The 12,793-nt window shown below is 33.3% G+C and carries 12 protein-coding genes and 1 tRNA gene; 6 read left to right on the top strand and 7 right to left on the bottom strand.

Going from position 1 to position 12,793, the window contains the following annotated elements:
• Window positions 1-403 precede the first annotated feature (403 nt).
• A tRNA-Met gene (locus ACNQGO_RS12555) sits at window positions 404-477 on the bottom strand.
• 155 nt (window positions 478-632) lie between these two features.
• Here ACNQGO_RS12555 and ACNQGO_RS12550 point away from each other — a divergent pair.
• Together ACNQGO_RS12550 and ACNQGO_RS12545 are read left to right on the top strand one after the other, a co-directional pair.
• Window positions 633-1,025 carry an START-like domain-containing protein gene (locus ACNQGO_RS12550; RefSeq protein ID WP_417985455.1) on the top strand — a complete coding sequence of 131 codons (393 nt, stop codon included), beginning with the start codon at window positions 633-635 and terminating at the stop codon, window positions 1,023-1,025.
• Between the two features lie 55 nt (window positions 1,026-1,080).
• Window positions 1,081-1,920: an aminotransferase class IV gene (locus tag ACNQGO_RS12545; RefSeq protein ID WP_417985454.1), complete on the top strand. Its 840-nt coding sequence runs from the start codon at window positions 1,081-1,083 to the stop codon at window positions 1,918-1,920.
• Here ACNQGO_RS12545 and ACNQGO_RS12540 read toward each other — a convergent pair.
• From ACNQGO_RS12540 to ACNQGO_RS12520, 5 genes are all read right to left on the bottom strand, one after another.
• On the bottom strand, window positions 1,917-2,477 hold the full coding sequence (locus ACNQGO_RS12540; RefSeq protein WP_309760679.1) for a YqgE/AlgH family protein: 561 nt from the start codon (window positions 2,475-2,477) through the stop codon (window positions 1,917-1,919). The two genes, ACNQGO_RS12545 and ACNQGO_RS12540, sit on opposite strands and share 4 nt — an antisense overlap.
• Before the next feature lie 117 nt (window positions 2,478-2,594).
• Window positions 2,595-2,867: an HU family DNA-binding protein gene (locus ACNQGO_RS12535; RefSeq protein WP_026706853.1), complete on the bottom strand. Its 273-nt coding sequence runs from the start codon at window positions 2,865-2,867 to the stop codon at window positions 2,595-2,597.
• 179 nt (window positions 2,868-3,046) lie between these two features.
• A complete protein-coding gene (fmt, locus tag ACNQGO_RS12530) occupies window positions 3,047-3,994 on the bottom strand; it encodes a methionyl-tRNA formyltransferase (RefSeq protein WP_417985453.1) in 948 nt (315 codons plus the stop codon).
• The gene (locus ACNQGO_RS12525; protein WP_417985452.1) at window positions 3,994-5,889 is read right to left on the bottom strand and encodes a RecQ family ATP-dependent DNA helicase; all 1,896 of its coding nucleotides are present in this window, start codon (window positions 5,887-5,889) and stop codon (window positions 3,994-3,996) included. Before ACNQGO_RS12525 ends, fmt begins: the two co-directional genes overlap by 1 nt.
• A gap of 58 nt (window positions 5,890-5,947) precedes the next feature.
• The gene (locus ACNQGO_RS12520; RefSeq protein ID WP_417985451.1) at window positions 5,948-6,487 is read right to left on the bottom strand and encodes an AAA family ATPase; all 540 of its coding nucleotides are present in this window, start codon (window positions 6,485-6,487) and stop codon (window positions 5,948-5,950) included.
• A 147-nt stretch (window positions 6,488-6,634) separates the two neighbouring features.
• Between ACNQGO_RS12520 and ACNQGO_RS12515 the strand changes: the two genes are divergently transcribed.
• The 4 genes from ACNQGO_RS12515 (at window position 6,635) to ACNQGO_RS12500 (ending at window position 10,129) form a co-directional block, all read left to right on the top strand.
• Window positions 6,635-6,919, top strand: coding sequence for a DUF493 family protein (locus ACNQGO_RS12515; protein WP_417971089.1), 285 nt, complete (start codon window positions 6,635-6,637; stop codon window positions 6,917-6,919).
• Window positions 6,920-7,008: 89 nt separating this feature from the next.
• Window positions 7,009-7,734, top strand: a complete 726-nt coding sequence (locus ACNQGO_RS12510; protein ID WP_417944105.1) for a DUF4290 domain-containing protein — start codon at window positions 7,009-7,011, stop codon at window positions 7,732-7,734.
• A gap of 104 nt (window positions 7,735-7,838) precedes the next feature.
• Window positions 7,839-9,149: a UDP-N-acetylglucosamine 1-carboxyvinyltransferase gene (gene murA, locus ACNQGO_RS12505; protein ID WP_417985450.1), complete on the top strand. Its 1,311-nt coding sequence runs from the start codon at window positions 7,839-7,841 to the stop codon at window positions 9,147-9,149.
• Between the two features lie 113 nt (window positions 9,150-9,262).
• Entirely contained in the window at window positions 9,263-10,129 is an 867-nt protein-coding gene (locus tag ACNQGO_RS12500) for a cation diffusion facilitator family transporter (RefSeq protein WP_309760181.1), read from the top strand.
• A gap of 95 nt (window positions 10,130-10,224) precedes the next feature.
• Here the strand turns inward: ACNQGO_RS12500 and ACNQGO_RS12495 are convergent, their stop codons facing one another.
• The gene (locus ACNQGO_RS12495; protein WP_417985449.1) at window positions 10,225-12,711 is read right to left on the bottom strand and encodes a DUF5686 and carboxypeptidase regulatory-like domain-containing protein; all 2,487 of its coding nucleotides are present in this window, start codon (window positions 12,709-12,711) and stop codon (window positions 10,225-10,227) included.
• Window positions 12,712-12,793 lie beyond the last annotated feature (82 nt).

Genomic DNA, 12,793 nt, shown 5'->3' with positions numbered 1-12,793 from the left:
GTTGAAATAATAGTTATCTATTCTTAGAAGAGCGAAAATCAAAACTATTTTCGTAGCATAAGAGATAAAACTATTCCTAAAAACTCGTTGTAGTTAAAATTTGCAAAACAGAAAACTACTTCGAAATGATATTAGAATGACGAGTCAGCTTTCCTTTTTTAGGGTTTAAAAAAAATATTAAACATACCATTCTTTAAATGGTGAATCTTCTTGCTGTGTTTCGGATAGCTTACACCAAGCTTTTACATCTACATTTTCTATGTGAATATAAAGTCGTGACTAGTTAGATTTCGTAGGTAAATCTTGTAAGTAATCGTGTATGTTGTGTAAAGTTACTAAAAGTTTAGACATAAAAAAACGGATTAGTTTGCACTAATCCGTGATTTACTGGACATTAAGTCTGTAGCGAGACCGAGATTTGAACTCGGGACCTCAGGGTTATGAATCCTGCGCTCTAACCGACTGAGCTATCTCGCCATTATTCAAGGCCATTTACTATCCCTGAATGCGGGTGCAAATATAAAAATAATATTAATGCTTGCAAGCATATTTTTAATAAAAAAAAATATTTTTGAAAACGTTTTTTTTTCGGAGTTATATTCTATATATTTCGAAAAAATTAAATGTAGCTCATGGAACAAAAAGTACGTTACGAAATCGAGTTTCCCATAAATTCTTCTCCTCAATTATTATATCAATACATATCAACTCCATCGGGTTTATCTGAGTGGTTTGCTGATAATGTGAATTCTCGAGGTGAATTTTTTACTTTTATTTGGAATGACTCTCAAGAAAAAGCAAGACTTTCCTCAAAGAAAACCGGAGAAAAAGTAAAATTTAAATGGGTTGATGAGCAAAGCAAAGACACAGAATACTTTTTTGAATTGCATATTTTGGTAGATGAGCTTACCAAAGATGTATCGTTGATGGTAGTAGATTTTGCAGATAAAGATGAAGTTGATGAAGCAACATTGTTGTGGGAAAATCAAATTTCCGATCTTAAACATCTAATAGGTTCCGTATAGTAAAATCGTATTTTATACCTTATATTTGCCCTAAATAAAATTTAGGGCTTTTTTTATGATTAATTTTAATGGAACTATTATATCCGAAGATGCTACTGTATTAACAAAGAACCGAGCTTTTCTATACGGTGATGCTGTTTTTGAAACAGTTAAAATCATTAACAACAAGATACTTTTTCTAGAAGATCATTATTTTAGGCTAATGTCTGCCATGCGAGTAGTACGAATGGAAATCCCAATGAATTTTACAATGGAATTTCTTGAAGAGCAAATACTTTCTATAGCTGAAAATAATCAAGTAATTGATTCTGCTCGTGCCCGAATTACTGTCTATAGAAATGACGGTGGGTATTATTTGCCTCAAAATAACTCAGTTTCGTATCTTATTCATGCAGTTGATTTAGAAAATAAAGCATACACAATTGAAAACAAAAGGTATGAAGTAGATTTGTATAAAGATTTTTATATCACAAAGCAACTGCTCTCCTCTGTCAAAACAACCAATAAAATAATAAACATAACGGGAAGCATTTATGCCAATGAAAATGGATTGGATAATTGTTTGTTACTAAACGATAGTAAAAATGTTGTTGAAGCCTTACAAGGAAATATCTTTATGCTACAAGGCAATAAACTTATAACACCACCAATTTCCGAGGGATGTTTGAATGGTGTAATGAGACGACAAATCCTAGGTTTAGCAAAAAAAATCGAGAATATAGAGGTTGTAGAAGGCGTTATTTCTCCTTTTGATCTTCAAAAAGCAGATGAATTGTTCATTACAAATGTTATAAAAGGAATTCAGCCCATAACACAATACCGAAAAAAAGAATTCAGTACATATATGGCTGTGAAATTAGTAGACAAACTAAACGAAATGATAGGTGTTTCTTAGTTTAAATACGGATTTTCTGGAGCGTTAGACCAAATAAGGTATTCTCCACCCAATTCTAAAATTTGCTCTTTCCAAAAATGTGTTGCGGATTTTCCAATAATTTTATTTTCGTAACTGTTTGAGGTTATAATCCAAGAGTTGCTTTCCATTTCATTCTCTAACTGGTTTTCATCCCAGCCAGTATATCCAAGAAAGAATCTTATGTTATCATTGCTAATAGCACCTTTGTTAATTAATTCCTTGGTAGACTCAAAATCACCTCCCCAGTAGATACCATTAGAGATTTCAATACTGTTAGGAATCAATTCGGGAATATTATGAATAAAATATAGATTATCCTGCTCTACCGGGCCGCCATTGTATATTTTAAATCGCGCCGCTATATCTGGGATTAAGTCGTGAATAGTATACTTTAAGGGTTTGTTAATTATAAAACCAACAGAACCTTCAGTATTATAATCAGCTAATAAAATTACCGATCTGTTGAATGATAGATCCCCAATTATAGTAGGCTCTGCAATAAGCAAATTTCCTTTCTTTAGTTTATCTGTAATCATCGGAATGTATTTTTTACTAAATTTATGTTTTTTATTATAATATAGCAAAATAAAATCGTTTAAAAGCATAAAAAAACCTTCCAGATGGAAGGTTTTGATTATACTAGTGTAACTAAATTAGTTTACTGCGCCTTCTAATTCTGCACCTGCTTTAAATTTCACTACATTTTTTGCTGCAATTTGTATAGTTTTTCCTGTTTGAGGATTTCTTCCGTCTCTTGCAGCTCTAGCTGAAACTGACCATGATCCAAAACCTACTAGAGATACTCTACCACCTTTTTTCAAAGTTTCGCCTACATTACCTAAAAACGATTCCAAAGCTAATTTTGCAGCAGCTTTAGTTATTCCTGCATCAGCAGCGATAGCATCGATTAATTCTGATTTGTTCATAATAATTAGTTATTAATTGTTGGTTAAAAATATTGTTAATACACAAATTTAATGGGAAATACGTTCCTTGCAAGACTTTTGCTCATTTTTAGCCTGTTTTGTTGATAACTTATTTTTTTTGTTAACAAGCTAGTCTGTATGTCGTGTTAAAATCGACAAACTACCCGTTTTTATTGATGTTAGTGAGCTTTTGCTTCCTCTGAAAATACAATCCCATTAAGCAGTTCTGATGCGTTCATCTTTTTTTTGCCTGGAAATTGCAAGCTTACTATTTGAATAAATCCGTTTTCTACCGCAATCTTCATCTCCTTTTTGGTGCAAATTAGACTTCCTATCTTGAAATCATGATCTTCTAAAACAATTATAGCCTCGTATATCTTAACATTCCATTCTTCGTTTTTATCTTGAATAAAACACCAAGCAGCAGGATACGGACTCAAACCTCGAATCAAATTATTTATTTCTAGAGCTGGTTTGGTCCAGTCTATTTTACAATTCTCTTTGTTTAACTTGTATGCCGTTTTAATATGGGCCGTATCTGTTTGAATAATTGTTGAAACGGTTCCTTTTTCAATCATTTCCAAGGAAGCAATGACAGTTTTACTTCCCAGATCCATCAATCGGTCGTGCAGTTGTCCTGCATTTTCGGTTTCTTCAATCGGAGTTTCAGAACTTAAGATCATGGCACCAGTATCAATTTTATCATCAATAAAAAAAGTAGTAACACCGGTTTTAGTTTCACCATTTATGATTGCCCAATTGATAGGTGCAGCTCCACGATAATTGGGTAGGAGTGAAGCGTGAAGGTTGAAAGTTCCTAATGATGGCATTTCCCATACTACTTTTGGTAACATTCTAAATGCAACTATGACTTGTAAATTAGCATTCAACGATTTTAATTCCGATAAAAAAGTCTCGTCTTTAAGGTTTACTGGCTGTAATAAAGTAATATTATTTTCCAGCGCATACTCTTTTACAGCTGAATATTTTAATTTCTGTCCACGACCTGCAGGTTTGTCTGCGGCGGTAATTACGCCTACAACTTCGTGGTTGTTTTTTAGTATTGTATCTAATATCCCCACGGCAAATTCGGGTGTTCCCATAAAAACAATTCGTAATTTTTCCATTATAATTTTAAAGTGTATTTGTTATTTGGTTTAACCAAAATTGTGTTGTTTTCTAATAAATATTGAAGGGCTGCAATAACTTCTTCAGAGTTGTTTTTAGTCCTGTTTTGTATGTCTCTCGAATTTAAATTTTCTGATTGTAATAAAGTAACGATTGCTGATGCAAGCGATGTATTGTCTTTTTGCTTGTTTTTTTTGGTAATGCAATAGGAACAAATTCCACAATCGACATCTGTTTTTTCACCAAAATAATGCAAGATAAGCTTGTTTTTGCATGCCTTTTTATCTGAAACATAATTCAAAACAGATTGAAGTTGTTCCTTTTTTAATTGATTTTGATTTTCTAAATATTTTGAAACCCGACTAATCGTTCTCTCATCTTCTCGAACTTCATTAAAAATTAATGTAGAATCATTATTTTTTGATTGGTAATTGATAATCTCTTTTGTTTTTAATTTCTGCAAGACTGTTTGTATTTCTGTTTCATTATGATTTGATTTTTTTGCAATTAATGGCAAGTTGAATGCGGTTTGCATTTCATAAATTCCAGGATACGTGCGCAATATTGCCAAAATAATTTCTTCATCATTCGGATTCAAACTCATGTACCGAATCACTTCTTTGGAAGGAATAAGAAATTGCATTGAGATTTTTTCAGAAAATTCTTGGGACAAATTAATAATTCCTTGTCTGTCCAGAAACTGCATGGCATTGTAGGTTTTTAAAGTTGGAAACCCATATTTTAAACAAAAATGATGCAAATTGAAGGTGAACTGCTCGTTGATGCCTTCTCCGTATGCAATTTGAAAGTAGTTGCAAAGCTTGACATACATGAGGTTCAAAAACTTTTTGTCAGGAAGAATATTTATAAATTGGTTTTCAGCTTGAATAATATCTGAAGGACTTGTTAATAAAACAGCAAATGCTTTTTCGCCATTTCGCCCTGCTCGACCAGCTTCTTGGTAATAATTTTCTAAATTTTCTGGCAGTTGAATGTGAATTACAGTCTTTACATTGGCTTTGTCAATTCCCATTCCGAAAGCATTGGTTGCTACAATAACTGTTGCGGCTTCATTCATCCACAATTGCATGTTCTTATCTTTTTCTTTAGATGAAAGTCCACCATGATAATAGGTCGCTTTAATTCCTAACGAATTTAATTGCCCCGAAATATCCAGACAGGATTTTCTGTTGCGAACATAAATGATAGAAGATTCTGGGTTTTTCTTTAAAATTTGTTCGATTCTAAAAAGTTTATCTTCTACTTCAAAAACCATGTAGGCGATGTTTTCTCTTGCAAATGATTTCTCAAAAACGTTCACATCCTGCAATCCCAGTTCAGCGATGATATCTTCTTTAACTTTTGGAGTTGCGGTGGCTGTTAATGCAAGGAAAGGTATTTTTGGGAAATGTTTTTTTAGTATTGAAATCTTCAAATAAGCGGGTCGAAAATCGTGTCCCCATTGCGATACACAATGCGCCTCGTCAATAGTGATTAAGTTGATTGGAAGATTTTTGATGCGGTCTAAAATCCAGTCTGATTGTAAACGTTCTGGTGATAAATAAAGAAATTTATAATTTCCGAATTGGCAATTGTCCAATAAATCAATCATTTCTTCAGATCGGATACCGCCCGTTAAGGCAATGGCTTTTATGTTCCGCTTTTGCAAATTAGCCACTTGGTCTTTCATTAATGCAACTAAGGGCGAAATTACCAGACAAATACCATCATTCATCAAGGCTGGAATCTGGAAACATATAGATTTCCCACCTCCTGTTGGCATCAAAGCAAAGGTGTCTTGACCACTTAAAACGGAATCAATAATTTCCTTTTGCAGCGACCTGAATTTGTCGTGTTTCCAATATTTTTGAAGAATAGCTAACGCTTCTTGCATAGATTACAGATTTCAATTCGTAGAAAACATCCCAAATTGTAAATTCTAAACTTGAAAATTATTTAGAAATTTCATCTAAGATAAAAAGAATTCTGTTATCTAGGGTATCTCTAGGAACTTCTATAAGTTCGTAACCATAACCTTGATAGGTTTCTATAAGGTGATTGTAGATTAGTTTGGCTTGTTCGAAATTTTCATACCGTTCGTGATCGCTAATGTATATTTCTTCCCAAGGTGGTAAAATGAAAATTTTTGAGTAGGTGTGTTCGCGACAAGCACGATCAAAAGACGCTGGATAGCTATCGCCAATGTAGTGCATGTAAGCCAAAACATCTGGAATTCCACGGTCAATAAATACAACTTCATGTGGCTCTTTATATGCGTTTTGAAACTGTTTTTTTCGGCCTTCTAGAAGTAACTCGCTGAAAAGAAGCGGTTTTTCAAGAAACAATTGATCGATTCCTTGCTTTTTTGCCTCTGCAGTTACTTCCCGAGAAATTTCGGGATAACAACAATGTCCTTTGGCTATCAATCCATCAATGATAGTTGTTTTACCTGTTCCTGGACCGCCAATGATAACTATGATTTCTTTCTGCACTTTTAAAAAATAAGCGGCAAAATTACTTAAACTTATTGGGATTTGAAAAAATGATTGCGTTTAAAATAGTATTAGATAAAAAATCATAATTCATAATTCATAATTCACGTATGAAACAGTATATTTGCCTTTATTTTTAAACTGAAAATGGACAAGAATACTCAAGAATTTTATGATAGATTAAAAGTAGAGTTAGATCTGAGCAATACATGGCCTGCTACGTACTTATTCAAATTTATCGTACCTAGCGAAAATGATAATATTGATCGTGTTCAATTGGCTTTTGACTGTATGGGAGCGGTAATCAAAACAACAAAATCCAAAACGGGTAAATTTACCAGTATTTCTATAGATGTAACTATGAAAGATGCACAAGAAATAGTTGATAAATACCAAGAAGTAGCTACCATTAAGGGAATTATCTCACTTTAGTTTCAAAACTACATTTTGATGTTTGTACAAACGAATGATATTATATCTTCGAAATGGTGCTCATTAAGATCAAAAATATACATTCGAATATGAATTCAAAATATATCAAAGAAAACTCGAACGATGTTGTGCATCATTTGGAGTATAATGCAGAACGGTCTCATTTAATTATTCCAGAATATGGACGTCATTTGCAAAAACTAATTGATCAAGCAACCAAAATTGAAGATGATTTAGAACGCAACAAAGCGGCAAAATACATTATTCAAGTTATGGGTAGTTTGAACCCACATTTGCGTGATGTTCCAGATTTTCAGCACAAATTATGGGATCAGATATTTATAATGTCTGATTTTAAATTAGTAGCTGATTCTCCTTATCCAATTCCATCTCGTGAAGTGTTGCAATTGAAACCGGATGTATTAAGTTATCCTCAAAATTTTCCAAAATACCGGTATTATGGGAACAACATTAAATATATGATTGATGTTGCCAATAAGTGGGACGAGGGTGAAATGAAAAGCGCATTGGTAAAAGTGATTGCCAATCACATGAAGAAATCCTATTTAAGCTGGAATAAAGATACCGTGAAAGATGATGTTATTTTCGAACATTTATATGAATTGTCAGGCGGGAAGTTGAATTTACTTCAAAGTACCGAAGAGCTTTTAAATACTACTGACTTATTACGAACAAACAAACGAGTTTCTAATAAAATAGCACCTGCAGGTCCTCCAAAAATTCAAAGTAATAAGAATACCAAAATGGGGAAACCAAATCCGATTCACAAAAACCAAAATAGAAAACCGCTTTAGGTTTGTTATGAATTAGGAGTTTTTAGTTTTGAATTTTCAACCTAACTTTTAACTCGTATTTTATAACGCTCAATCAATAATTTATAACTCATAACTGTAAAAAAATGGGAATTTTTAAAATAGAAGGCGGCATAAGTCTTAGGGGAGAAATCACGCCACAAGGAGCTAAAAATGAAGCATTACAAATTTTATGTGCTGTTCTTTTAACTCCAGAAAAAGTGATTATCAATAACATTCCTGATATTATTGATATCAATAAACTAATAACACTTTTAGGAAATTTAGGCGTTAAAATCCAAAAAACGGGACCTGGCTCTTATACTTTCCAAGCTGATGAAGTCAACATACAGTATTTAGAAACCGAAGCTTTCAAGAAAGAAGGCGGTTCTCTTCGAGGATCCATAATGATTGTTGGACCACTTTTGGCACGATTTGGTAAAGGTTACATTCCGAAACCAGGTGGTGATAAAATTGGCCGTAGAAGATTAGATACTCACTTTGAAGGATTTATCAATCTAGGTGCAAAATTTCGTTACAACAGAGAAGATCATTTTTACGGTGTAGAAGCACCTAAAGGTTTGAAAGGTGCCGATATGTTGCTCGATGAAGCATCAGTGACAGGAACTGCTAATATCGTTATGGCCGCAGTTTTAGCCAAAGGAAGAACAACAGTTTATAATGCTGCTTGCGAACCTTATTTGCAACAACTCTGTAAAATGCTAAACTCCATGGGAGCAAACATAACAGGCGTTGGATCTAATCTATTAACTATTGAAGGTGTTGAAAGTTTAGGTGGTTGCGAGCATAGAATTCTTCCAGATATGATCGAAATTGGAAGTTGGATAGGTCTTGCTGCAATGACTAAATCAGAAATTACAATAAAAGATGTGAGTTGGGATAATTTAGGAGTTATACCTAGTACTTTTAGAAAACTGGGAATTACTTTGGAACGTCGTGGTGATGATATTTACATTCCTGCTCACCTAGATGGGTATGAGGTAAAAACAGATATAGACGGTTCTATACTTACTATTGCAGATGCTCCTTGGCCTGGATTTACACCAGATTTATTGAGTATTGTTCTCGTTGTAGCTACGCAAGCAAAAGGCGACGTGCTGATTCACCAAAAAATGTTTGAAAGCAGATTATTTTTTGTAGATAAATTAATTGATATGGGTGCCAAAATTATGTTGTGTGATCCACATCGTGCCGTTGTTATGGGACACGATTTCAAATCACAATTGAAAGCAACAACAATGTCTTCACCAGATATTCGTGCGGGAATCTCATTATTAATCGCCGCACTTTCAGCAAAAGGAACAAGTACGATCCAAAACATTGAACAAATTGATAGAGGGTACGAACGTATTGACGAACGATTGAGAGCAATAGGTGCCAGTATCGTGAGAGCATAAATAAATTAAGAATTTCATAAAATCGTTTTAGTAAACAAGATACAATTTGAATGCAACCATTCAAGACGGTTTACTAAAACGATTTTTGTTTTAGTTCATCTAACAAAAACAAAATGTCAAGCGAACAAACAGCGATTAAAGCCACTTATTTTAGTATCATAGGCAATACGTCTTTGGCAATTATTAAAGGATTTGCCGGTTTCTTCGGAAATTCCTATGCTTTAATAGCAGATGCAATCGAGTCGACTGCTGATATTTTTGCTTCATTTTTAGTGTTGTTTGGCATCAAATATTCGAATAAACCAGCAGATGAAAATCATCCGTACGGTCACGGTAGGGCAGAACCTCTAATTACCTTTTTGGTTGTGGGTTTCTTAATCACTTCTGCTACTATTATCGCTTATGAAAGTGTCATCAATATTAGAACGCCACATGAACTACCTAAACCTTGGACATTACTTGTTTTAGGTGCCATTATTATATGGAAAGAGTATTCTTTTCGAGTAGTACTTAAAAGAAGTATTCAAACCAATAGTTCCTCACTTAGAGCCGATGCTTGGCACCATCGCAGCGATGCAATTACATCAGTAGCCGCATTTTTGGGAATTTCAATTGCCTTGATCCTTGGCAATGGTTATGAATCTGCAGATGATTGGGCAGCACTTTTTGCATCAGGATTCATATTCTATAACAGTTATCTTATTTTTAGACCTGCATTGGGCGAAATAATGGATGAGCATTTGTACGATGATTTGATAGCAGAAATCCGACTCATTTCACTTCAAGTTGACGGGATTATAGATACTGAAAAGTGTTTTATTCGAAAAGCAGGAATGCAATACCATGTAGATTTACACGCAATTGTAGATTCGAATAATACCGTAAAAGAAGGACATGATTTAGCTCATAAACTAAAAGACACGTTACGAGAACAAATTCCAGAATTGGGACATGTATTGATTCATGTAGAACCAAATTAATACCATAATTTAAATTATTTATAAAATTAAAAAAGGCACATGAAAATTATTTCTCGTGCCTTTTTTTTGTTGAAAAACTATTTGGGGCTATTGATTTACTCTAAAATATTCAAGAATTTAAGTCCAAAAACTACACCGTCTCCTTGAAATCCATTTTGGTAGGAACGCACATAATCAATACGCAACAACTTAAATTTTCCAAAACCTAAATTATCCAAACCAACAGATAATTCTGTATATGGTTTATTGCCTGGGGTTGAAAGTGCATGCCCACCAAGAATTAAAGTTGATTTTAATTTATTCAAAAGCGGAATTTTATTCATAACATAACCCTCGTCATTGTATTCAGAATGCGCTTCAAAATATCGGTTGTTGGTGCTGTTGGAATAATAAGGCAATAAATTAAAGACATTTAGATAACGTGCACTTTGTCCGATGTGCGTTTGGTTGCCGTTAAAATGTTTATAATCCATAAATGCGATATTTTCAGCATTCAAAAATTTTCCAGCTTTCAAGTTCATGCCAAGTGTACCCTTATTTTCTAATTTTAAATCGTACGTTAATTGTGCATTTATATGGTCAAATTCGTATTTTTTCTCACTTGCTGCTACTGCTTTTTCATAATTTAAAAATAGAGTAGGATACTTTTCATTTCGAATGTTGAATTTACCATCCGGACGAGAAGCGTATTTATTTCCAAAATTAATTCTTGCATTCAGAGTCATCTTTACCAAATGATGCTTTTCAAAAGCGGAAGAGGTAAAGTCATTTGGTGTCAGTGGATTGTTCGAAGTATACAAATCTTCCTTATTGAAATAGGAGAAATCAGTAGTATTAAATAATGGTTTGCGTTGTTGATATGATATTCTTCCACCAAGGTTTACCCCATTTGCGACATTCTGATTGTATCCAATGGCTGCCGATTCTAAATTATACAACTTCATAAAATTGTTCTTAAAAGACAAAGAACTTATGGAGTTGATAATTTTACTGATGGGTTCACTTTGGTTAAACTGTTGTACGGAACTACCTCCAGTAGCAAATAAGGTAGCGTAATTTTGATTGTTGAATCGATGTATAATCGTTCCCATTATACGCAAACGATCTTCAGCAAAACCATAATTTAGTTTGGTACTGATGGAAGTATAAATTCCTTTTGTTTCTTGGTTTTTTCTATTGGTGTATCGAAACCCAGTGTCAAAATTATACCCTTGTACGGTATTAAAACTCAAAGAACCAAGATTGAATAGTCCATCGTAACTAAAGGTATTTTTTGTCGTACTATTATTATAAGTATAACCCGTAATCAACTTTAATAGTCTGAATTTGTTCCCTTTTGCATCAATTGAATCCAAATATTTTTTTGAGTTTCTAACTTTATAAATGCTGTCTTTCTTAATATAGTCTGTGCTTTCTTCGATAGTTAAGGGAATAGGTCTGTTGCTATTCCAGAAAGTACTGTCCTTTTTATTTGAATTGATTTCAACGCTCGTGATTTCATTGGTAAAGGTTTTTTTTGCAAAAGCATCTACAAATTCGTAATTACTGTACACATAAGTGTATTTTCCTGTGAATTTTATTCCAAAAGCGCCAGCGGTAATATCAAGACTTTGTGTGTTTTTAGCCCAGATTTTATTGTTTTTGTTGTAACCGAAGTTTTGTTTTAAGGTCATAACATCTACAAATTCTTCTTTCATTCGGTAGCCTTTAATGTCTAAATCAACAGCATATATAGCCCAAGAATCCTCTACAATATAAATGTACCCTTCAAAAACGGGTTCGCTATCTCTAGTGGCAGTCACTTTTATTTTGTTGATCATTTGATTGTTAGCATCGTAAAAAGTATTTTCGAGCTTGTATTTATAATAATTGAAGGCATTAGAAGCGATCGGAGAAATCATTTGCACGCCAAAATCAACGGTGTTGTCATATAAATCATAAAAGGAAGATCGAGCTGTATTGTAACTGTAGCCATTGTCACGTCCGCTAACTTTTGAGGCGGTGACCACTTCTTTTAGATTATTGGGTTTTTCAAAAGTAATTTTAGAAAATGTTTCAGATAAAGAAATAATACCTGTTCCAGTAGAATCTAATGAGCCGTTTAAATCTCCAATTTTTTGACCTAATATCTTTTTTGGTGCATTTTTTAGTTTGAAAATCCCTCGAGAATAAAAGTCGGCATGGAAGCGAGCTGTTTTTTTAGTATTTTCTTTTCGGCTTGCAATTGCATTTTTTATGATAGCTATTGCAGGATTAATTTTAGGATTAATCACAACTTCGTTCAAAGAAAAGCTTTCTTCGATCATTTTAACATCAAATGTATAAGGTAATTTATCAGTTTGAACCGCTATTTTTTGTGTTTTGAATCCTAAAAACTGAAAGACAACTGTTTGTTTTTCAGTTTTTTTTAGGTTTAATTCGTATTTACCCATCTCATTGGAGGTCGTTCCGTTATACGTGTCTTCTTGAAAGACAGTAACAAAAGGCAATGGATTCCCTTTATCGTCAGAAATGGTTCCTTTTATTTGAGCATAGTTGGTTACTGAGACCAAAAAAATTAAAAGCAGGTAGTATTTTTTCATGAAAGTTTTTTCTTTCGCAAAAATAGAGGAAGTTTAAAAAGAGGGTATTAATTATATGTTAAACATTCAGTCAAGATATTTT

The organism is Flavobacterium frigidum (assembly GCF_048286735.1).
GTDB lineage: Bacteria > Bacteroidota > Bacteroidia > Flavobacteriales > Flavobacteriaceae > Flavobacterium.
This window is presented reverse-complemented; position numbering and strand designations above follow the sequence as displayed.

Excerpts from the sequence above, each read along its gene's own strand:
- ACNQGO_RS12535 (WP_026706853.1), bottom strand. The coding sequence starts at position 2,867 with ATGAACAAATCAGAATTAATCGATGCTATCGCTGCTGATGCAGGAATA.
- fmt (WP_417985453.1), bottom strand. The coding sequence starts at position 3,994 with ATGGAAAAATTACGAATTGTTTTTATGGGAACACCCGAATTTGCCGTG.
- ACNQGO_RS12540 (WP_309760679.1), bottom strand. The coding sequence starts at position 2,477 with ATGATTACAGATAAACTAAAGAAAGGAAATTTGCTTATTGCAGAGCCT.
- ACNQGO_RS12525 (WP_417985452.1), bottom strand. The coding sequence starts at position 5,889 with ATGCAAGAAGCGTTAGCTATTCTTCAAAAATATTGGAAACACGACAAA.
- ACNQGO_RS12545 (WP_417985454.1), top strand. The coding sequence starts at position 1,081 with ATGATTAATTTTAATGGAACTATTATATCCGAAGATGCTACTGTATTA.
- ACNQGO_RS12495 (WP_417985449.1), bottom strand. The coding sequence starts at position 12,711 with ATGAAAAAATACTACCTGCTTTTAATTTTTTTGGTCTCAGTAACCAAC.
- ACNQGO_RS12515 (WP_417971089.1), top strand. The coding sequence starts at position 6,635 with ATGGACAAGAATACTCAAGAATTTTATGATAGATTAAAAGTAGAGTTA.
- ACNQGO_RS12510 (WP_417944105.1), top strand. The coding sequence starts at position 7,009 with ATGAATTCAAAATATATCAAAGAAAACTCGAACGATGTTGTGCATCAT.
- ACNQGO_RS12550 (WP_417985455.1), top strand. The coding sequence starts at position 633 with ATGGAACAAAAAGTACGTTACGAAATCGAGTTTCCCATAAATTCTTCT.
- ACNQGO_RS12500 (WP_309760181.1), top strand. The coding sequence starts at position 9,263 with ATGTCAAGCGAACAAACAGCGATTAAAGCCACTTATTTTAGTATCATA.
- murA (WP_417985450.1), top strand. The coding sequence starts at position 7,839 with ATGGGAATTTTTAAAATAGAAGGCGGCATAAGTCTTAGGGGAGAAATC.